General features: G+C 37.8%; 13 protein-coding genes and 1 pseudogene. 13 read left to right on the top strand and 1 reads right to left on the bottom strand.

Annotated features, from left to right (window positions below):
• Positions 1-11: 11 nt before the first annotated feature.
• The 9 genes and pseudogenes from NSQ41_RS10175 to NSQ41_RS10135 form a co-directional block, all read left to right on the top strand.
• Positions 12-1,085 (top strand): annotated as a pseudogene (locus NSQ41_RS10175) (AAA family ATPase); the annotation flags it as partial.
• Positions 1,054-3,549, top strand: coding sequence for a restriction endonuclease-like protein (locus NSQ41_RS10170; RefSeq protein WP_339209853.1), 2,496 nt, complete (start codon positions 1,054-1,056; stop codon positions 3,547-3,549). The pseudogene NSQ41_RS10175 and the gene NSQ41_RS10170, both read left to right, overlap by 32 nt.
• A gap of 337 nt (positions 3,550-3,886) precedes the next feature.
• Positions 3,887-5,002 (top strand): IS4 family transposase, encoded by a 1,116-nt coding sequence (locus NSQ41_RS10165; RefSeq protein WP_339209852.1) that lies wholly within the window; start codon positions 3,887-3,889, stop codon positions 5,000-5,002.
• 258 nt (positions 5,003-5,260) lie between these two features.
• A complete protein-coding gene (locus NSQ41_RS10160; protein WP_339209851.1) occupies positions 5,261-6,103 on the top strand; it encodes a HipA domain-containing protein in 843 nt (280 codons plus the stop codon).
• Entirely contained in the window at positions 6,104-6,853 is a 750-nt protein-coding gene (locus tag NSQ41_RS10155; RefSeq protein ID WP_130157819.1) for an HIRAN domain-containing protein, read from the top strand. It abuts the gene before it with no gap.
• A gap of 465 nt (positions 6,854-7,318) precedes the next feature.
• The gene (locus NSQ41_RS10150; protein WP_339209849.1) at positions 7,319-10,558 is read left to right on the top strand and encodes a helicase-related protein; all 3,240 of its coding nucleotides are present in this window, start codon (positions 7,319-7,321) and stop codon (positions 10,556-10,558) included.
• Positions 10,559-10,563: 5 nt separating this feature from the next.
• Entirely contained in the window at positions 10,564-11,337 is a 774-nt protein-coding gene (locus NSQ41_RS10145) for a DUF4391 domain-containing protein (protein WP_339209848.1), read from the top strand.
• A 13-nt stretch (positions 11,338-11,350) separates the two neighbouring features.
• On the top strand, positions 11,351-13,159 hold the full coding sequence (locus tag NSQ41_RS10140; RefSeq protein ID WP_339209847.1) for a site-specific DNA-methyltransferase: 1,809 nt from the start codon (positions 11,351-11,353) through the stop codon (positions 13,157-13,159).
• 3 nt (positions 13,160-13,162) lie between these two features.
• Positions 13,163-16,129, top strand: coding sequence for a DEAD/DEAH box helicase family protein (locus NSQ41_RS10135; protein WP_339209846.1), 2,967 nt, complete (start codon positions 13,163-13,165; stop codon positions 16,127-16,129).
• A gap of 637 nt (positions 16,130-16,766) precedes the next feature.
• On the opposite strand, the gene NSQ41_RS10130 is transcribed toward NSQ41_RS10135, so the two are convergent.
• A complete protein-coding gene (locus NSQ41_RS10130; protein WP_339209845.1) occupies positions 16,767-19,271 on the bottom strand; it encodes a DEAD/DEAH box helicase family protein in 2,505 nt (834 codons plus the stop codon).
• A gap of 603 nt (positions 19,272-19,874) precedes the next feature.
• On the opposite strand from NSQ41_RS10130, the gene NSQ41_RS10125 reads away from it, so the two are divergent.
• The 4 genes from NSQ41_RS10125 to NSQ41_RS10110 all read left to right on the top strand — a co-directional run bounded on the left by NSQ41_RS10125 (position 19,875) and on the right by NSQ41_RS10110 (position 22,495).
• Entirely contained in the window at positions 19,875-20,207 is a 333-nt protein-coding gene (locus NSQ41_RS10125) for a nucleotide pyrophosphohydrolase (protein WP_044894221.1), read from the top strand.
• Positions 20,208-20,467: 260 nt separating this feature from the next.
• On the top strand, positions 20,468-20,830 hold the full coding sequence (locus NSQ41_RS10120; protein WP_066247507.1) for a helix-turn-helix transcriptional regulator: 363 nt from the start codon (positions 20,468-20,470) through the stop codon (positions 20,828-20,830).
• 17 nt (positions 20,831-20,847) lie between these two features.
• Entirely contained in the window at positions 20,848-21,639 is a 792-nt protein-coding gene (locus NSQ41_RS10115; RefSeq protein WP_339209844.1) for a hypothetical protein, read from the top strand.
• Positions 21,632-22,495: a hypothetical protein gene (locus NSQ41_RS10110; RefSeq protein ID WP_339209843.1), complete on the top strand. Its 864-nt coding sequence runs from the start codon at positions 21,632-21,634 to the stop codon at positions 22,493-22,495. Before NSQ41_RS10115 ends, NSQ41_RS10110 begins: the two co-directional genes overlap by 8 nt.
• Positions 22,496-22,590: the final 95 nt, after the last annotated feature.

The following is a 22,590-nucleotide window of genomic DNA, read 5'->3' as shown; positions in this document are numbered from 1 at the left end:
AAATCACTCACCACATCCATTCCTATATTTCTAGTAAAGGCTTTTACTACACTAAAGAAGAAGTGATCAATCTATTTTTATCATTAAAAACAAAGCCGTTTGTCATTCTTTCGGGGATTTCAGGCACTGGGAAAACGAAAATTGTTCAATGGTTAGCAGAAAGTGTGGGAGCCACCGAAAAAAATGGAAGATTTACGTTAATCCCTGTTCGACCCGATTGGAACGATGGGTCAGATTTGTTAGGGTATGAAGACATTAAAGGAGAGTTTCGACCAGGTCCGCTTACGAAAGTAGTGCTCGAGGCGGAACAAAATCCAGAATATCCATATTTTGTTTTGTTAGATGAAATGAATTTAGCGCGTGTCGAGTATTACTTTAGCGATGTTTTAAGTGTAATGGAAAGTAGAAGGTGGGAGAATGGAAAAATTGTGTCCTCGAACCTTCTTTCCAAAGAGGTAGCGAGAAGAGAGGTCACCTTTCCATCAAACGTTTATATCATCGGAACGGTTAATATGGACGAAACTACTCATCCATTTAGTAAAAAGGTGTTAGATCGGGCAAATACGATTGAGTTTAATCGTGTGGACTTGTCACATCTTGAATTTTTAAAAGAGCTCGAGGAAGTTCATCCAATTACATTAAAGGATCAAGCTTTTTCTGCGAAATATTTGCATTTAAAAGATGTTTATCAGGAGTATCCACATATCGTTGAGCAAGCAACGAATGAGCTTGTACAAGTGAATCAGTACTTGCAACCACTTGGGGCTCATGTTGGTTACCGTGTGCGGGACGAAATTTGTTTTTACCTTGCCTATGCTGAAGAAGGAAATTTGATGACATATAAAAATGCGTTTGATCACTGTCTTCTTCAAAAAGTCTTACCGAGAATTTCTGGAAGTGATACGAGGGTACAACGGGCATTGGAACAGCTGTATATGTTTTGTACAGGTGCTGAATTACATGAGAATTACGAAGATCTAGCCAATTTTTCCTGTGCCAAATATCCGAAAAGTGCAGACAAAATTTTAGAAATGTTAAGGAGGTTAACGGACGATGGCTTTACGTCCTTCTGGATTAGCTCATGAGGATGTAGAGCTAGTCCATATTGAAACTGAACTATTAACACTCGTCATGAAAGGGAAGCCTTATCATGAGCGATATCAAGGTTTGAAGCAATATCGAAACATGGATGTTCACGAACAAATGGAATTTTCGGTCGATGGGGAAGGCATTCAAGAGATAAAAGTATTTGATGTAGATCAACAAACATTAGTCGACTGGTCGTATCATCGTCCAATCTTTTTTGAAAACGGAATTTACCAAGTCATCGTCTCTCCGAAAGTCGATACAGAATTATCTTTTTATCATGAACACCCTTCATTAAGAAGAGCGGTAGACAAAGTAAAGATCGGACAATCTTATGTGTTAATGGGGAATCTCCAGTTTCAAAATGAAGTGGGGCTTTCAACCTTTGAAATTAGAAATGAAAACAAAACTGTGTTAGAGGTCACAATTGAAATTTTTCCAACGAAATTAAATTACAAAGAAGATTATCACAAACTATTACAAGAAGTAAACGATGAAATTTATAATCTTGCCTTCCACTTTATCAAAAAAACGTATCAGCGGGCCAAAGTAAAGCTAGAGGGAACCCCATCTAGAAGTGAATTTTTTCGCTTAATGGACGTTCATTTTCACTCTTTTATTCAAGCGATCAAACGAATCGAACAGCAGCCTCACCACCAGCTTGTAAAAACTCATGTCAAGGCGAGAGGGGATCAATTAGGACGTCTCGATCAAAAAGGAAGACATTATTTGCGTAAACGTCCGCAGCTTTTTCGAGATGTGCCCAATGGTATTGCGATCCATGACCGTCTCGTCATGCCTGTTTCCGGATTAAAAATCAAAAAAGATCTCACATTTGATACGTTGGAAAATCGTTTTGTCAAATGGATGATGAACCGATTAATCGATAAATTAGCGGATTTACTAGAAAAAATACATTCAAAAAACAAGCGCTATGAGGTTGAGCCTGATCAGGATCTAATCGAAAAGCTTTCAAACATGAAAAGAGAATTAGAAAAGAAAGTAAATAGTTTCTTTTGGAAAACGATCGAAATACTCGATCGCTCTGTCATGAGCCTTGTATTGCAAATGGCTTCTGGCTATCGCGATGCCTTTCAAATTTATTTATTAGTGACAAGAGGTCTTGCGCTGCATGGAAAACTGTATCAAATGTCCGTCAAAGATGTCGCGACCCTTTACGAATATTGGACGTTTTTGAAATTAGGGCAAATCTTAGATAAAAAATACAAGTTAGTAAGTCAGGATATTATTCGTGTCAATCGAAACGGTTTATTTGTCAACCTGGAGAAAAATGCTTCAGCTACACGAATATATAAGCATCCGTACACAGGTGAAAAAATTATTTTAACGTATCAAAAATACGAAGGGAAATTACCAACCATCCCGCAAATCCCGGATACAATGCTATTGATCGAAAAGAAGGGAAAGGATTACACATACAATTATATATTTGATGCAAAATACCGTATCGATTTTGCGATGGAAGGGAGCAGCTATCATCGAAACTATCAGCTTCCAGGACCAACAGAAGAAGATATAAATACGATGCACCGTTATCGAGATTCACTAGTTGTCCGCCACCAAGGACCATACGAACGAACCGCTTTTGGCGCTTACGTTTTATTTCCTTGGTGGGATGAAGACAGCTATCAAGAGCACAAGCTTTATAAAAGCATCAATGAAGTCAATATCGGCGGCTTGCCGTTTTTACCAAATGCCACACGCTTAGTAGAACAACTGATCGAACGACTAATTGAAAAAAATCCTGAAGAATTACAAAAGGAAGGAATCCTCCCAAGAGGAACGATCGAGGAATGGCAATCTTCTCTTGAGGAAAAGGTCCTTGTCGGTATGGTCCCAAGAGAAGAAAACTATCGGGCGAATCTTCAGCATCGATTTTACCACATCCCTGTCAAACGTCTTAATAAAGGCTGGCAAGAAGCTAAATATGTTGCCCTTTATCCGAAAAAAGGAGCTGCACCGACAAACGGTGTGACGTGCTACGGAAAAATAACCGACGTCCAATTTGTGAAAAGATATGAAATCACCGAATTACCGAAAAACAGTGCAGAAGAATATGTCAAATTCGAAATCGAAAGCTGGCATTTTCTCAAAGAAATTATTAAACCTGTTGGCTATGGAATTTCTGTCTACACGATGACAACCTTAAATACCTTAAAAGATGCGAAAGAATTGCCAGAGCTTTTCATGAAATCGAACGAAGAAGTCACATTATGGCGCATGTTGCGCAGACTATCCAATCGCATCCGCTTCGACCTTGACGCCCGTTATCTCGACAAAGCATTGAAAATCGAAGCGTATCGCATCAAAGATATCACCATTCAACTCGATGGCCGACAGCTTGTGATTACGAAAGGGAACTTAAGAAAAACGTTGCCAATCGATGAGTTAAGAAAACAGCCGGCGTTTGTGTTTAAGGAGATATTGAAGGTGATGGGATGAGATGATAGAGGGAAAAATGTGTTTTTAGATGGATTTTTGAGCCAAAATGGTTAGGACTACTCGGATATGTCACTTTCGATTACAGATGAACAGGATATTGAAGCGAAAAGCGAAAAAAAGTTAAAAAAATCAGAATTTTTCGCTGTTTAGGGATAACAAAGGATATGATTATATTTGCACAGTAAAATAAAGAACATCACTAGCATTGCAGTAATTAAATCTGATGATTCAAAATACTAAGAATGTTCAATTTTTTATTGATTTCGAAACAAAAAAATCCTTTACAATGGAAGTACAGGTGGTTCCTGTCCAAATCCAATCGTAAAGGATAACTGTTATGGACAAGAATACACTAATTTCATCATTTGGTAAATGGGTTTCACCCATAAATATTCAAAAACTTAGCGAACAAGTCAAAGAATTGAAACAGGACTATTACACAAAAAAGCTGACAACAGAAGCCTATATTAAACTTTTATTGGTAGCCCAGCTGCTCGAATTTAAGAGCTTAGAGGAAATGAGTGATGCACTTGTAGACGAAGATCTTCAAAAAGCACTCGGATTTGAATCGATAAGTGCCTCTCAGCTATCCCGAAAAAACAATCAGATCAACCCACTAATTCTTGCAAATTTGTTCTTGGATCTTGTTTGGAAAATTCAACGGTACCATTATCAAAACGGAAAGAATATGCCACTGAAAATCATTGATTCAAGTACACTCCCGTTGAATTTGACCCATTATAAATGGGCAAAATTCCGTAAAACAAAAGCTGGTGTAAAGCTACACTTACGGCTCGTTTTCATGGATAAAGACACCGTCTATCCTGAAAAAGCAGTGATTACGACAGCAAAAGAACATGACCGAAATCAACTCGAAGTCCTAGTGGATGATCAAGAAGCCATGTATGTGTTTGACCGCGGTTATGTGGACTATGAACGTTTTGATCGGATGACAGATGATGGCTATTTCTTCGTTTCAAGACTGAAGAAAAACGCAGTCATTCGTGAAGTCTATACATTTTCACTTCCTGATGATTGTCACGTTCTATCCGATAAAATGGTCTACATTGGTACCACACAAAATCGCACTGAAAATGTCTTTCGTCTACTAGAAGTTACGGACACAAAAGGGAACTTACTTCGTTTCATCACCAACCGATTTGATTTAAAACCAGAAGAGATAAGTGATATTTACCGATCTCGCTGGGCTATTGAGCTCTTTTTCAAATGGCTCAAGCAACACGTGGAAATTAAGCACTTTTATGGAATGAGTGAAACAGCTATTCAAAATCAAATTTTCTTAGCCCTTATCACGTATTGCTTACATGTTCTCATTCAATTGGAGATGAAAAGTAAGAAATCCCTACTTCGAATTACTCGTTGGTTAAAGAGAGCTCTGTGGAAACCAGCTTATGTTTGGTTGCGAAAATTTGATGGGCGAGCCAGTCCATAATCTCCCTTTTGTCGTTGTCGCTCTGGTTTAACTGTATATATTTACCAAATGGGCAGTGCCACCTTTCTTTAGGTTTTGTCTTTTTGGCACAAATTCACAAAAATTAATTAACAGAAAATTCTAACTATATTTATGCAATGCTAATGAAAGAACATATATGCTATAATATAGATAATCAATATGACAAATCTTTCAGTGGTCTTGATTGATGTAGTGATTCTCTAATCAATGCTAAATTGAAGAAAGAGGATTATGTTCATGAGTTTGTTCGATGTTAGTCATTGGGAAAAAGATGAGAAAAGGCAAGCTTCTGGAACTAGACAAAAGTTTTGGTTGATTAACCCATTGGATAAACAACGGTATTTATTTAAGATTCCTAAGGAGAATACGGGTGAAGCTTGGGCAGAAGTTATTGCCTCGAAAATCGGACAACTAATGGGATTAAAAACAATGAAAGCTGATTTAGCAGTCTATAATGGTATATTAGGTATTTTATCAGAAAACTTTGTCCATGATGATAAGGAATTTTATGAAGGCGGAGATTTATTTTTTACCATTGCCGAAGATTTTGATAGATACAGCTTAAAGTATTACGATTTTCCAAATATAATAAAAGTATTATCCGAATTTAGTCTTGAAAGAAACTTTATTCAAATACCCATATTCGATGCGCTAATTGCAAATCAAGATCGACACTGCGACAATTGGGGAATCATTGTTTATCAAGCAGGTTATCAGCTTGCCCCTATATATGATAACGGAGCATCACTAGGGTATCAATTACAGGAAGAACGTATCCTAAAAATGTTTCAAGATCAAAGAATGTTTACAGCTTTTACTAACCGAAGCTACTCTTTAATAGGATTGCCTGACAAAAAGAAACCAAAATATAGAGAGTTATTAAATTTTATTTATCAATTATATCCACAAGAAACAAAAGAAATGGTTGAAAGAATAAGTCAAATAAATGAAAAGCAAATACTTGTCATTTTAAGTGAAATTTCAGAAGAAGCAATGAGTAAAGTTTATAAAGAATGGGTATTAAAATTATTACAATATCGAAGAGAGTGGCTAATAAATTGGTATACGGAGGTGAAATAAATGACCCGTCCTTTTGTACTTTGGCTTATTTGGCAAAACGAACGTACGCGCCAGCGATATCATATTGGGAATTTAGTACATCACGAAGGCAAATATGTATTTTATTATGAAAAAAGCAGAAAAAGAAGGGGATTATTAGACGCATTAGAAAACGGATATCAGCCACATTTAGCGTTTCGCGATATCGATAAAATATACGTTTCTGACAGGCTATTCGGACCTTTCGAACGACGTTTGCCTGATCGTCGCCGCCCTGATTTCCCAAAAATTTTGCGGACGCACGGCTTGTCAAGTGATTATACGGAAATGGATTTATTGCGAGCTACCGGCGGCAGGCTTGCGACTGATTCATATGAGTTTGTAGCACCTATTTATGTGTACGGAAATCACTTTGACTTTGATTTTTATATTGCTGGCTGGAGATATTATGAAGGGGAACAAATCCTTAAACAGCTAAAAATCGGAGAAAAGGTACAGTTTCAACTAGAGCCAGAGAATGAACAAGATCCGAAAGCAGTGATTGTATTAACAAGCCAAGGGCGTAAGTTAGGATATATTCCAGCCTTTTATAGTGAATTTATGTTTCAGCTTATGGAGAACGATGGGGATTATGAAGCAAAAATTCACTCCATTCATTTTAAAGCTCTCCCACAATTGAAAGTAAATATAAGCGTTTGTGGGAAACTGGTTCCGTCTTTAAAGGAACGGAATTTAAATATGGTGCATGATTTGCAGTTAGAAATGATATAACCATTTTGTAAATTCAGTTTTAGGTTGCGATGTCGTTGAAAATAAGTGCATTGCTTTTCATTTGTCCCCCGGTTTGCTGGAAAAGAGTTTTTTGAAAAACAAATAAGGAGCGGGATGCGGCGGGTAATAGACGAGATGTTATGCTGGAGCATTGGCGAACGGAACCTTGAGTTTTTTTACCAACTCTCTTGTTGCTAGTGCTGGGTGTGCTCGGGGGTAAAGTTAAGTTTTTGAATTACTCGTTTACAGAAAGCTGACTACAAGGTGGAGAAAGGAGAACCATTGTAGTCAGCTTTTTTATTTATTGGTGCAATGTGTATATTCACGTTCACACAAGTTTTCGGCAAAATTCATCAAATTTTTTCGTTGTTGTTTTAGTATAATGTAATTATGCTGAAATAACGATATGGTCTTCTGTCTCAGTACGTTGAATAGGCATTCTAATAAAGGAGTTCAGACTGAAACATGTCAAAAGGGATTATTGATAATAAACAAACGGGTTTAGTAGGAGATGTCTTGAAAGAATACATAACAAAGGGCAGTAAGCTGTCTGTTGCGGCTGCTCATTTTACGTTATATGCGTTTGTCGAATTAAAGAAAGAGCTTTCTCAGTTAGAAGAATTTCGCTTTATTTTTACAGAACCGGCTTTCGTGCAAGGTGACAATTTATTAAAAGAGCAAATAGAAAAAAACGAGGCGTTATTGTACGGAGTCGAAGAAGAGCAAAAGTATAAAACAGAATTAAACCAAGCATATATAGCCAAAGAATTTGCCAAATGGCTGAAACAAAAAGCACAAATTAAGTCAGTCACCAATCAACGGATTCAAGGTGGGTTATATCATGTCGCAAACAAAGACGGAACGCAAATCGGCCTTGTCGGCGGGGCGCCATTCTCAAGTCCGGGATTAGGTTACAGCAACTCTTCAAGTATGTACATTAATAATATCGTTGATGATGCGGCGACAAATGCCCAGCTTATCAGGAAATTCGATGCGATTTGGCAAAACGAGTACGCCTTGCAGGATGTAAAAGAACAAATATTGCGTCGTTTAGAAGTATTGTATAAAGAAAATTCGCCAGAGTTTATTTACTTTGTTACACTCTACAATCTTTTCAAAGATTTTTTACAAGATACGAAAGATTACGAGGCGTTACAAACGAGAACCGGATTTGAAAATACAGTGATTTGGAATAAACTGTACGATTTTCAGCGCGATGGTGTAATTGGGGCCATCAACAAAATCGAAACGTACGGCGGCTGCATTATTGCCGATAGTGTCGGCCTCGGAAAAACGTTTGAAGCGTTAGCGGTTATCAAATATTATGAACTCCGTAATCACCGCGTGTTAGTTCTTGCACCGAAAAAATTACGGGAAAACTGGATGATTTATCGTTCCAATGATAAGCGGAATATATTAGCTGAAGACCGTTTTTCTTATGATTTGCTGAATCATACCGATTTATCAAGGGAGAGCGGGTATAGTGGCGATATTAATTTGCAGTATGTGAATTGGGGAAATTATGATTTAGTCGTCATTGATGAGTCACATAATTTTCGCAACAACGATCCAAGGAAAAGCCATATCACCCGTTATGCCCGGTTAATGAATGACATTATAAAAGCTGGAGTTAAAACAAAAGTGCTGATGCTTTCCGCTACTCCAGTGAACAACAAGCTGGATGATTTAAAAAACCAAATTGCTTTTATTACAGAAGGAAATGACAAAGTGTTAGCGGAAACAGCAAACATTAAAAACATCAGCCAAACGATTCGGCGGGCGCAGTCACAGTTTAACAAATGGAGCAACTTGCCGGAAGAAGAGCGGACAACGGAGCGGTTATTGGACATGTTAAGCTGGGATTATTTTACGTTGCTTGATTCGTTGACGATTGCCCGTTCCCGTCGTCATATTGAAAAATATTACAATGTTAAGGATATTGGAAAATTTCCACAACGCCTAAAGCCAATTAATATGAAAGAAAAGATTGATGTGGAAAATGAATTTCCCCCACTTTCCGTAATTAATAATGATATTTTGCGCTTGCGCTTTGCTCTTTATTCACCAATGAAGTATATTTTGCCTCATATGCAGGCGTTTTATCACGAAAAGTACGATACGAAAGTGGCTAATGGGCGCGTATTTAAACAAACGGACCGAGAAAACAACCTCGTCTATTTAATGAAAACAAATTTATTAAAACGGCTTGAAAGCAGCGTTTATTCTTTTTCGTTAACGTTAGAAAGCATTATTGCTCAAATTGACTCTTGTATTTCCAAAATTAACCATTATTCAACAAGTGACAGCATCGGCGAGTTCGCTGACATGGATACAGAAGATTCAGAATTGGAAGATGCCTTCATTGGTGCAAAAGTAAAAATTTTGCTTCGTGATATAGATCTCATTCGTTGGAAACAAGATTTGTTATATGATCGGGAAATTTTGCTGAAGTTATTGCAACATGCAAAACGAATCAATCCAAATCGCGATCAAAAACTATTAGCCCTTAAAAAAGTTATTCAAACGAAAATCGAACATCCAATCAATGGACAAAACAAAAAACTACTCATTTTTACTGCATTTGCCGATACAGCAAAATATTTATACGAAAATTTACATCGATGGGTTTCTAAACAATTTGGGCTTCATTGTGCGGTTGTTACAGGTAAAGATCGGCCAAGAACAACATTTATCGTACCGAAAGCTGACTTCAACAGCATTTTAACGCACTTTTCACCTATTTCCAAAGAAAGAGCAAAAGTCATGCCGGTTATGACGGAAGAAATTGATATTCTCATCGCAACCGACTGTATTTCCGAAGGACAAAACTTGCAAGATTGCGATTATCTCGTCAATTATGATATTCACTGGAATCCGGTGCGCATTATTCAACGATTTGGCCGCATTGACCGGCTTGGAAGCAAAAATGAACGCATTCAGTTAGTGAACTTTTGGCCGTCGATGGAGTTAGACGAATATATTAATCTAGTCGGCAGGGTGAAAGACCGAATGACCATCCTTGATATTTCTTCTACTGGGGAAGAAAACGTCATCGCTGACAACAGCAACGAAATGAAAGATTTAGGATATCGCAGAAAACAATTAGAAAAATTGCAAAATGAAGTGATTGATTTAGAGGATATTTCGGGAAATATTTCGTTAACGGATTTCACGATGGATGATTTCCGAATGGATTTATTAAATTTCATGAAGAACAATAAAGATGTAATCGAGAAGGCTCCATTAGGTTTATTCAGTATCACAACGAATAAAAATGAAAAACTGAGTGCGGAAATTCAACCTGGAGTTATTTTTTGCCTAAAACAAATTAACAACTTTACAGCTTCTAATGAACAAAATGCGCTCCATCCATATTATTTGGTGTATATAAAAGAGGATGGGCATGTACTTTATAACCATGTTCACATCAAAAAAATTCTTGATATTTATCGCTCGCTATGCAATGGGCAAAAGGAAGTCGAAGCACAATTATATGCGGCGTTTTATGAAGAAACAAAGAACGGCAAAGAGATGGGACAGTACAAAATGCTGTTGGAAAAAGCAGTGGAAGATATTGTCGGGAAGATCGACCAACAATTGACGCTTAACATTTTTAGTCTAGGGAATTTAGACAGTCTCGTCACAAATGCGAATACAAGCCTGCAGGATTTTGAAATCATTTCTTATCTCATTATAAAAGGGTGAGAACGATGGCTGGATTAACGTTTTACCGTATGATTGGGCTGGACAATAAAGTCCGTCCGCTCAATAAAAAATTAGATAAAAAGATGTTCTACGAATTCGCCGACTTAAACAAAAAAGAAAAAGACTACATTACGAAATATATTGAACGGATTGAATTAAGTTATTTATTAACCCCGAACACTATCAATATCCAGCCATTTATTAATGAAAACTACCATTATGAAGGGGTTATGTTTATCACGATTCAACTGAGGGAGGAAGCGAAAGACAATCATCTGCCGGTCATCGGTGAAATCATCCAAGGGGCGCTTCCGAATCCTGTGGTGATTGTTTTTGAGAAACAAGAGCGAATCCAAGTCAGCACATGCCTAAAACGATTAAATAAAGTCGATTCATCTCAAGTCGTACTAGAACATTTTCATTACACCCCTTGGATTGATTTACATGCTCATGATGAAACGGTTGAGAAGTTTTTGCGTGCCGTTCATATTACGAGCATCTCGTTCTATAACTTTTTTGAGTACTACAAAGAATTTGACTTAGCGGTGCAAGCATTACAGCAAGCCGGTATTACGGGGACGTTTTATCTTATTAAAGATGAAAAGCAATATGCCAAACAACAGCAGCTCATTGCGCAAATCCAAGCATACGAAGCGGAAATAACGAAATGGAAAAATAAAATGAAAAAAGAAACGCAGTTTAATCGAAAAGTAGAGATGAATATTAAAATTCAACAGCTAACAAAACAAATGGAACAGTTGAAACAACAATTGCAATGAAAGGAGAACCATCATGGAAAAACTAGACGGAAAATCGATGGATTTAGTGAAAACAAATATTGAAGCGTTAAAGCAGTTATTCCCGGAAGTCGTTACCGAAGGAAAAATCGACTTTGAAAAATTAAAACTTGTGCTTGGAGAAGAAATTGAAAAACGCAACGAACGATATGAATTCACCTGGCACGGCAAAACGCAAGCGATGAAACTGGCACAAACGCCGTCGACAGGAACATTGAGACTCGACAAAGAGTCAAGCAAAAACTGGGATACAACGGAAAACCTTTATATTGAAGGAGACAACCTCGAAGTACTAAAGCTGTTGCAAAAATCGTATTTCGGAAAGATTAAAATGATCTATATCGATCCACCGTATAATACGGGGAAGGACTTTGTGTATAAAGATGACTTCCGTGATAATATTAAAAATTACAAGGAAATGACAGAGCAAACAACAAAGGCTAATACAGAAACGAATGGAAGATTTCATACTGATTGGTTGAATATGATGTATCCGCGGTTAAAGTTGGCAAGGAATCTGTTGAGAGAGGATGGAGTTATACTAATAAGTATTAACGATTCAGAGATTACTAATCTGAAAAAATTGTGTGAAGAAATTTTTGGAGAAGAAAATCATATTTGCGATTTTGTTTGGCAAAATAAAAAGGGGGGAGGAAACGATTCAAAGTTTATCGCAGTTGAGCATGAGTATATTGTCATGTTTGCAAAAAATCTAAATGTGCTCCCTCCTTTCTTTGAAGCATATTCTGAAGAATATTTAAAACGATACAAAGAAGAAGATGAAAAAGGAAAGTTTTATTGGGATACATTTAAAAGAAAATCAGGAAAGCAATATTATCCAATTACTTGTCCAGATGGAACAGTATTGGAATATGATGAATATGGAAATAAGATTAGTTGGTTAAGATCGCAAGATAGATTTTATAAAGATTTAGAAGAGGGAGAAATACGATTTGTTAAAACTGAAAATGGCTGGTCAGTTCAATTTAAACAAAGATTACCAAAAGGAAAAAAGCCTAGAAGCATTTTGGATGATAAAGGAAACACTAGTACTGGAGCAGAGGAAGTTTTCAATCTTTTTAACCGCCATGTGTTCTCAAATCCAAAACCTGTTGAATTAATTAAATATTTTATTGAATTTTTAACTGATGATAATGATATTATTTTAGATTTTTTTAGTGGTTCAGCCACTACTGCCCATTCAGTAATATTGTCGAATGCAAAATCAACAAGTAGAAAAAATAAATTTATATTGGTTCAGTTGCCGGAAATACTCAAAGAAAATGACGAAGCATATAAAGCCGGTTATAAAAATATTTGCGAAATCGGAAAAGAACGCATCCGTCGTGCAGGCGATAAGATTGTCGAGGAAACAGGAAAAACGGATTTAGATATCGGCTTTAAAGTGTTTAAGCTCGATTCTTCGAACGTGAAAACATGGGATCCTGATTTCGACAACTTGGAGCAAACCCTTTTCGATTTGCAGGATAACATAAAACAAGACCGTACAAAAGAAGACTTGTTGTATGAAATTTTACTTAAAATCGGTTTGCCGCTCACAACGCCAATCGAAGAGATTGACTATAACGGGAAAACGATTTACAAAGTCGGATTTGGTTCCGTTTTATTATGTCTAGAAGATGAGATTGATTTAGACATTGTTAATGAGATGATGAAACATCAGTCAGAGCACATGACACCAAAAGTGATTTTCAAAGAGTCTAGTTTCATCAATGATTCCGTGAAAACAAATGCGATTCAAACATTGAAAAAGAACGGAATCACGGACGTTAGGAGTGTATAAGCCATGAAGTTAAAGTTTATTTCTGACTTAGACTACCAAAAGCAGGCGATTGATTCCGTTGTGCAAATTTTTAAAGGCCAACAAATGAAACAGTCCAACTTTACTGTATATTATGGTACGCAAGAAGAAGCAGGGATGATTCAAACAGCTTTAGGCGTAGGAAACCGTGTAGACCTTACGCCTCAAGAAATTTTAAAAAATGTCCAAGCCATCCAAATGAAGAACGGTTTGCCGCGCAGCGAAACGCTCGATGGCATGAATTTTTCTGTCGAAATGGAGACGGGGACCGGGAAAACGTATGTTTATTTACGGACGATTTTTGAATTAAATAAACATTACGGTTTTACAAAGTTTGTCATTGTCGTGCCATCTGTGGCGATTCGCGAAGGTGTGTATAAGTCATTGCAAATTACGAAAGAGCATTTTGACGAGTTGTACAACCGTACGCCGTTAGAGTACTTCATTTATGATTCGCAAAAGCTCGATAAAGTGCGTAACTTTGCGACGGCAACAACAATTCAAGTGATGATTATTAATATCGATGCCTTCCGTAAAAGTTTTGAAGACCCGGAAAAAGAAGATAAAGCGAACGTCATTCACCGGACGAACGACCGACTAAACGGTTATCGTCCGATAGAGTTCATTCAACAAACGAATCCGATTGTCATCATCGATGAGCCGCAAAGTGTCGATACGACACCGAAGTCCAAAGAGGCGATCGCATCGCTAAATCCGTTATGTACGTTGCGTTATTCGGCTACCCATGTCGATAAATACAACATGGTGTATCGCCTTGATGCAATGGATGCCTATAATCAAAAACTCGTAAAGAAAATTGAAGTAATGTCCGTCCGTTCTGAAGAATCATTTAACGTCCCTTATATAAAATTAGTAGAAGTAAAAGAAGGAAAAGCAAAAATTGAACTTGATGTTGAAACGCGCGGCAAAGTGAAACGAACAACGAAAACAGTGAAGTATGGGGACGATTTATACGATATTTCTGGGGAACGGGAATTGTACCGCGGCTATATGGTGGAACAAATTGATTGGACAGAAGGAAATGAGTCCATTGAAGTAAACGGTCATTATTTACGGGTGGGCGATGCCATTGGCGACATAGATGACGATACGATTAAACGATATCAAATCCGCAAAACGATTGAGGAGCACCTAGATAAAGAACTGCGTCTAAGACCGCGCGGCATTAAAGTGTTAAGTCTTTTCTTTATTGATAAGGTGGCCAACTATCGTGATTATGACAAAGACGGCAACCCGGTCAAAGGAAAATATGCGGTCATGTTTGAAGAAGAGTATAAGAAATTAATTCAAAAGCCAAAATACCGGACGTTATTTAATGATATCGATGTCGATATCGACATAGAGAAAATTCATGATGGATATTTTGCGCAAGATAAAAAAGGAAAGCTGAAAGATTCACGAGAAGGTAAGAGCACAGAAGCGGATACGGATGTATATAATTTAATTATGAAAGATAAAGAGCGCTTATTAAGCTTGGACGAGCCGCTTCGCTTTATTTTCTCACACTCTGCACTTCGCGAAGGCTGGGACAACCCGAACGTGTTTCAAATCTGTACATTAAAAGATTCAGCAGGGACATATGTATCAAGACGACAGGAGATCGGCCGCGGCTTACGTTTAGCGGTAAACCAAAACGGGGAACGTGTCCAAGACTATAACGTCAACACGTTAACGGTTATGGCGAACGAATCGTACAAAGAATTTGTCGCGACGCTGCAAAAAGAAATCGAAGAAGATACGGGCGTCAAATTTGGCAAAATCGAAAAACATATATTTGCCAAGCTCGTCTATGTCGACGAGAAGACTGAAGAGCCGGTGCAAATGGGTTACGACTTATCGGTAAAATTATATGAAGAATTAAAGCGAAACGGTTATATCGACAAGCATAGCATGGTCACCTCACAATTGAAGGAAGCGATAGAAAACTATGACTTGCGCTTAAGGGCGGAGTTTCAGCCATGGATTTCGGTGATCGTAAAAGAAATAAAACGCCACTTGCAAGCATTGCCGATCAAAGACGCAACCAAAAAGAAAAAAGTGAAATTAAATATGTCCGTATTCAATCAGGAAGAATTCAGACAGTTATGGGACAAAATCAAGTATAAAACGGTTTATTCCGTCGATTTCGACAGCGAACAATTGATTCAAAAGTGCATCGAAAGCATTCAAACGATGCCGCGCATAGAGAAAATTCGAATTTTAAGCCGCAAGGGAAAAGTGGAAATCGACCGCGTGACAGGAGTACAGGCGCAAACGGTAAGCGAAAGCGTCGAAGATTACGTCAGCTTGCACCATACGCTTCCAGATGTCATTACCGAGCTGCAAAACCGTACGAATTTAACGCGTAAGACGATCGTCCGCATCTTAACCGGCTGCAAGCGGCTTGACGATTTCAAAAACAATCCGCAAAAGTTTATCGAAGAAGCGACAAAGATCATCCAGCGCGAAATGAAGCAACTGTTAAAAGACGGTGTGAAATATTATAAAATCGGTGACGATGCGTATTATGCGGTCGAATTGTTCCAAAACGAGGAATTGCTTGCCTATTTAAACGACAATGCGATTCCGAGTGAAAAGTCGCTGTTTGACCATATCGTCTATGATTCGGTTGTGGAAGAACGGTTTGCCAAACGCTTTGAAAACGACGAAAAAGTAAAAGTATATGTGAAGCTGCCAAGCTGGTTTAAAATTGACACGCCGATTGGCTCCTACAATCCTGACTGGGCGCTTGTCATTGAGAAAGACGGGGAAGAAAAGCTGTACTTCGTTCTAGAGACAAAAGGACAAGAATGGGAAGGAGATTTGCGCCCGGGCGAATCCGCAAAAATCGAGTTTGCCCGCAAGCACTTTGAAGCAATCGGCACGGATATTGAATTTGTTGGGCCGGAGAATGAAGTTGATGCGTTTATGATGAGGGCTGTTAGCCGTTAATTCTTTCATTACGACAGAAGCCGTATTGGCTTCTGTTTTTTGTGTGCGCCCGGCATGGGTGTAATCTATAGGGTGAAAGTCCCGAGCTGCGAAGGCAGAAGTAGCAGTTAGCTTAACGCAAGGGTGTCCGTGGCGACGCGGAATCTGAAGGAAGCGAGCGGCAAACTTTAAGGTCTCTCGGAACACGAACTTCATATGAGGCTAGGTATCACTGGGTGAGTTTGCACAACAAAACAAAGCCCTTTCTGCCGAAGGTGATACAGAGTAAATGAAGCAGATGGATGGAAGGAAAGATTACACTCTTACCCGGGGAGGTCTGGCTGGCACGCCAAGTAACCTTGGTAACCTATCTAGTGATAGATAGCTGAACAGTCAGAAGTCAGCAGAAGTCATAGTACTCTTTCAAGCTCGAGATGGAAGAGGAAGGACTGAACAATTAAGGAGAACGAATCGCTAGGCGTTCACCTTCTGTGTGGAAGCAGACAATCCGATAGGACTTACTTGAAGGAGGAAGTGGTGAATCCCACGGGGGACTTCAAGAGGGTGGAGCAGAAGATGGCACAAATAGAAGAATTCGTTCACGTGGAGAGGTACTCCAAAAACGAAACAATTGAAACCTTCATTTCTATAACTAAGATTAAAACAACTTCATCTGTTCGTTGTACAAAGTGTTTTTTTCATCTAACACATAGCCCATGGCGCGGTATCCCGCCAATCTTTTTTCAAACATCTTTTGCATCATCGGGATGTTTTTATCCACGTAGTCATATACACGTACTTCTTGTTTATTTGCATGAATTCGATGCAAGCGTCCGACATATTGTTGCAGGGTGCCTTTCCATGAAATCGGCATGGCTAAAAATAGAGTATCTAACCTCGCATCGTCAAATCCTTCACCGATATATTTTCCTGTTGCAATCACTAATCTTTCCATGTCATCAGGAATGGAAGAAAGTCGATGCAATTGTTCCATCCGTTCTTTTTTCGTCATATTCCCGGAGAGTACAATAATATTTTTAGCAAATCCTTTAAATAATTGCTTTAAAATTTCAACATGTTCAATTCGTTCTGTTAAGATTAGCGGACAACGACCTTCTTCAAGCGCAGATAACACATCATCAAATAATTGCTGATTTCTCTGTTCATTGAGTGCTGTTTCTTTATAAAGTTGCTGAATGTCGTTGTGTGAGGACGTAAAGTTCGTATACCTCGGAATTAAACGATGAATAAATGGCCTTACTTTTGCTTGGGTTTTCCCGTCAATTTTATAACGAATAGGACCACATTGCATGTGAATAATAGGGTGTAAACCATCTTTACGAATCGGTGTAGCCGTTAGCCCATACACATACTTGGCGCGAACTTGTTTTAACACTTTCTCAAAGCTAAAGGCAGAAATATGATGGCATTCATCGACAATGATTTGGCCATATCGGGTAATAAATGACTTCAACTGACCTTTGTAATTTAAGCTTTGAATGGTTGCTATATCAATTTTTCCTGTTATTTTGTTTTTTCCGCCGCCAATTTGTCCGATTTCTTTTGATGAAATATTAAGAAACGTTGATAATTGCTCCAACCACTGTTGCATCAACTGTGTCCGATGAACGATGACTAGCGTATTAACTTTTCGTTCCGCAATAAGAGCGGACGCTATAACTGTTTTACCAAAACCAGTGGCTGCTGAAAAAACACCTGTATTGTGTTTCAATAATTGCGATATGGCATCGTGTTGCTGAGAAGTTAACTCACCTTGAAATTCCACCTCAATCGTCTGGCCATCGAATTGATCATCAATGATTTCAGTTTGAATGGATAATGACGATAAAAGGTTAATAACCTCCTCCAAACAGCCGCGCGGTAAGACTAAATATCCTTCCTCATCCCAAGAGCAATTAATCACTCGTGGTATTCCGTATGTAGACATGCGATTTTTCTGAGCTTTATAAAATTCAGGATTCGCTAATGTTGCTAGTTTCGTCAACTTAGTTAAAAGAGAAGAGGGGACTCTATCATTTGGAATGTATAGACCATTCTTTAATTCAATAGTAATTTTCTCTGGATAAACTTCGTTTACAGTAATAGATTTATTTTCGTAAAGCTGTACCACATCTTGTACTTCTTTTTTTGTCATCGTTTGAACAGAAGATAGATACAGCCATTGGTCTGGATAAGGAGTAAAGGATTCATCGACAAATACACTATTGCCGTTTATCCTTGGCTTTCGCTGAAGCGGCAATGCGATTAAATTTCCGAATCCGCCTTTTGGAAGCGTATCTTGATTCGGGAATAATCGATCATAGGAGTCTAAACCTATTTCATATCGTTTTTCCATTGTTTTAGTGAGCAATGTCATTCCCATTTTGCGAGCTAATGAAGCAGGAATCTCTTCGGAGAAGAAAATCCATACGTGTGCACCATTCCCAGATCTTGATCGTTCAATGCTATACGGTACGGAAAACTCTTTACATACACAAACAAACGCCAACACATCTTCTTGCCAATTCTTTTTGTCAAAATCAATCGCCAAAAAGAAACACGTTTCATCTTTTTGCATCGGATAAATTCCAACAGTATGCTTTCCGCTTAAATGATCGTACAGTACTTGATCATTTAGCGGTAGCAATGTTCGATGCGGACACTCACTGCATTTGATCTCCGGTTTTCGACAAAGAGGTGGTTGCCACTCATAGGCACAGGCAGGTGTATATCCCGCACGGCCGTTTTTTGACTCCCAGCGAACCGCATATACATCAGTCCGTCCTCGAAAAAGCCGCTTGAATAATCGTATCTTTTCTTCAGGGGACGATTGGTTGTTGACTATAGAACTAGCCGTAGTTACAGAATTACTTTTTTCTTTCTTTTGCATCATCGTTGAAAGAATGTGTTTTAAATATTCATTTTCTTTCCTTAAACGTTCGCATTCCGCAAGAGCTTCTTGCAACTGAATCCGGATATCCATGACTTTACCTCGTTCGTTAAGTACCTTTGTAATTTTAGGACTACCATATAGGCCTCTTGATTCTAAATGTGCACGTTTAATCTTAGCTGTTAGCTTTTCTTTTCGTTTCTTTTGTTGACTCTTTTCACGCTTTTTCCAAGCATAATATCCACTTTTTGCAACACCTAATACTTGGCACATCTTCGCTACACGAAACTCGTGTTGGTGTTTTTCAATGAAGTCATATATTACTTCTGGTTTTTGGCGAAGATGCCCATAGCCTTTTTTAAGATTGCGTTCTCTTCCTCCAAATCCTTTATACGCTTATTTAATTCACGCATAGCTGCATCCTCAGGTTTTAAGTTGCCACTCCCAACAAAACTATTTACTGGATCCTTTTTATAATCACTCACCCATCTATGTAAGGTTTTTGGTGAAATATCTAGTTGTCTAGCCGTTGCTGTAATTTGTTTTCCACCTTCTAAAACTAATTTTACTGCTCCTTCTTTAAACTGGCAATTTTAGTGATATAGAAAGCATTTACGAAACCTCCTTATGTTTGTGTGGTAGCTAACATTATTGCCAGGTTTTCGTAAGTGTTTTCTTCTTTTTTGCCAAAATCACAAAAAGTAGTGATGAATCTTTTTTTTAAAACGAGAGAAGTGATTACCGAATCTCATTCCTAACCTATGAAGCAGGGATGAGTTTTTTAATTTAAAAATTGGAATAAAATAGCTTCCAATAGCATTTTTTTGCTATAATTTATGTAAAATTTGTAAGCGATCTAGTTTGGTGGTGAGCTTTTTGAAAGACTTGCAGCAAAAAATAATCGCATTTCGAGATGCTCGTAATTGGAGACAGTTTCATACTCCAAAAGATTTAGCGATTTCCCTAACGTTAGAGGCGGGGGAATTGCTGGAAAATTTCCAATGGAAAACAAGCGAAGAAGCAGTTCAAGCTAATTTTGAAAATATTAAGGATGAACTAGCTGATGTTGTTATTTACGCACTTTTATTGTCACATGAATTAGGCATTGATTTAGAAGAAGCAATCATCAATAAAATGGAGAAAAATGAAAAAAAGTATCCGATTGAAAAAGCGTTTGGTTCAAAGAAAAAATATGATGAGCTGAAGTAGTACACTGGTCAAATGCCTGTCTCCTCGAAGTTTAATGACAGAAGCTGTATTGGCTTCTGTTTTTGTTTTTATGACATGTTTTGAAGTGGTTTTTACCAAAATTAGTTAAGGTGAACATAAACGTCCTTTATTTTAAAGTAGCATTGATTTTTTTACAAATTGTAAAATTTATTTTTGCAAAAAAGATATTTAGGGTATAATTATTAACAGCAAGTATATTTTGAAACAAGTTGATACTGCGGCACAAGGAGGGAGGAAAAATGAACTTCTTTCAACATCGTAAGAAAATTGGCGAGAATATTGCCACTTTTATTAGGTTAAAAGGATTTTCAAAATCATCTTTTTCTAAGTTAACAAACATTTCTCGTCCAACATTAAATTTAATTCTTGCCGGGGAAATTTCAAGCCCAGTTACATTTGAAACCCATCTAAAAAAAATTACGGCAGCTTTCAATTTGCCTGAGGATTACTTTCTGCATCCTCCTGTGATCATTCCTGAATCATGGCAGAGACCGGCTATGCAATATTCTGATCGTTTACAGGAAGAAAACAGGCCGGAACATATTCAAAAGATTTTAAACGATCTTGATGACTTATTAGATATTGCCGCCATCTATCTATAAACGAAAGGCATGGGAAAATGATGCGAATTACTAGTGAAAATCTGGATCAGACGGTCAAGCTGAACAAAGAAATCAAAGAGGAAATTGAACGACTTATTACGGTTGTGGAGACAAGATATAAAAAAATCCGCATCCTTTCACCTGAAAAGCAGGCCCTGCAAATACTAAAAGAACACTATCTTATTCAAGTTCCTATACCTGACGAAAATTGGGGTGGCGCCATCAGGGAATTGCCTAATGGTAAGAAAGTGTTTGTCATTAACACGGCACAACCGAGGGTGTATCAGTATTTTATCTGTTGGCATGAAATCTACCACTTAATCAAAGGGATTGAAGAAAGTTCGTCCCACATAATTTCAACAGAATTTGATCTTTCTGAGAGAAAAGCAGATTATTTTGCCAGCCAAATGCTTTTAGGTCATGATGTGTATGGGTATTTTTATCAGGTGGGCCATCACTTGCCATTTGTTGAGCGAATTATGCACTGCATCGATACCTTCAAAGCACCCTACAAAGCCATCCTCATCCAACTATATGAATCAGCAGGAGAATATAAAAACGAAGAACTGCGCCAGCAAATAAAAAAGAACTTTGATATTAGAATCAGCCAGCAAGAATTCGAGAAGATGTTCCGCAAGTTGGCCCTAGATGTATCATTGGTTCAGCCGAGCAATATTATCGACTTAGGAGCATTAGAAACAAAAATCAAAGAAAAGCGCGCAGAACATGAAGAAGTCGAAATGTATAAGGAACATGAAGAGTTTCTCAACCAATTTGTCCGGACATTAGAGGGATTGAATCATGTATGAGATGGTTAGCGATAGTTTTAAAGAGTTAAACAGTTTTATTACAAAAGAACATGATTTGCGGATTTGTATACTTGACAATAATAATGTACAATTTTGCACCCAACACGAAAAATATTTTCCAGTTGACAAAATCTATGGATATTACGACCTTATTTTAGTTCCAGGCTGGGTGTATGCTGAAATTGCACAAAGTGAACATCTGCTTCAATATATTTCTTCTATCCCTCAACAGTTGCTTTATTTGGATGAAGAAACGGATTACCTCCCTTTGGTAGATTATCATGACTTGAAACTCATGAAAGTGTTTGCCAATGCTTCTTCTCCCGGATCAAAGCCGCATCGATATTTAAAAAAACAGATTCAAGAAGCGGAATCAGGCAGAGTAGATATTGATGATGAGTGGATTGGGAATTATTATAAAAACGGCTTTGACAGCAAGGAAGAAGGGATAATAAAGAAAAACGCTGGAGAAACTTCTATTCTTGCATTGGCTTTCTTGCTTGTTCACCATTATGGAAATAAAATTAAACAAATTTCCATTAGCACAAGTGATTTTGCGGTTGTGGAAATAAAGAAAAAAATTATGGATTATTCATCTAAACATAACTTGTTAAACGTGCCCACTATCAATCCAATCAGCTTTTTAAGTACAGATGTCCTTTTGGCGAGAGCTTTTCGGATGGGAATGATTGGAGAAACAGAACTTATTTATCTGCGAAAAAGTACGCATCGAAAAAGAGTCATCTGCATTGTTAGAAATAATGATAGTACCGTTGTTCCGGTCGATACCGTGATGGAGACGGAAGATTTTTTACAGCTGTTAAAAGGCAATGAATCTTACGATATTATTTTTTAAGCTGAGCAATGATTAAAACAGCCACCAAATTTTACGCAAACGTGAACGGACGAGAAGTCGAAGTTCTTACTGGCGATGAAGGACTAAAAGCATAC

This window comes from Aeribacillus sp. FSL K6-8210, assembly GCF_037963925.1.
Classification (GTDB): Bacteria; Bacillota; Bacilli; order Bacillales; family Aeribacillaceae; genus Aeribacillus; species Aeribacillus composti.
This window is presented reverse-complemented; position numbering and strand designations above follow the sequence as displayed.

Bases quoted from the DNA above. Each gene is read 5' to 3' on its own strand.
- NSQ41_RS10110 (WP_339209843.1), top strand. From the start codon at position 21,632: ATGTATGAGATGGTTAGCGATAGTTTTAAAGAGTTAAACAGTTTTATT.
- NSQ41_RS10140 (WP_339209847.1), top strand. From the start codon at position 11,351: ATGGAAAAACTAGACGGAAAATCGATGGATTTAGTGAAAACAAATATT.
- NSQ41_RS10115 (WP_339209844.1), top strand. From the start codon at position 20,848: ATGATGCGAATTACTAGTGAAAATCTGGATCAGACGGTCAAGCTGAAC.
- NSQ41_RS10170 (WP_339209853.1), top strand. From the start codon at position 1,054: ATGGCTTTACGTCCTTCTGGATTAGCTCATGAGGATGTAGAGCTAGTC.
- NSQ41_RS10155 (WP_130157819.1), top strand. From the start codon at position 6,104: ATGACCCGTCCTTTTGTACTTTGGCTTATTTGGCAAAACGAACGTACG.
- NSQ41_RS10165 (WP_339209852.1), top strand. From the start codon at position 3,887: ATGGACAAGAATACACTAATTTCATCATTTGGTAAATGGGTTTCACCC.
- NSQ41_RS10145 (WP_339209848.1), top strand. From the start codon at position 10,564: ATGGCTGGATTAACGTTTTACCGTATGATTGGGCTGGACAATAAAGTC.
- NSQ41_RS10120 (WP_066247507.1), top strand. From the start codon at position 20,468: ATGAACTTCTTTCAACATCGTAAGAAAATTGGCGAGAATATTGCCACT.
- NSQ41_RS10160 (WP_339209851.1), top strand. From the start codon at position 5,261: ATGAGTTTGTTCGATGTTAGTCATTGGGAAAAAGATGAGAAAAGGCAA.
- NSQ41_RS10130 (WP_339209845.1), bottom strand. From the start codon at position 19,271: ATGTGCCAAGTATTAGGTGTTGCAAAAAGTGGATATTATGCTTGGAAA.
- NSQ41_RS10135 (WP_339209846.1), top strand. From the start codon at position 13,163: ATGAAGTTAAAGTTTATTTCTGACTTAGACTACCAAAAGCAGGCGATT.
- NSQ41_RS10150 (WP_339209849.1), top strand. From the start codon at position 7,319: ATGTCAAAAGGGATTATTGATAATAAACAAACGGGTTTAGTAGGAGAT.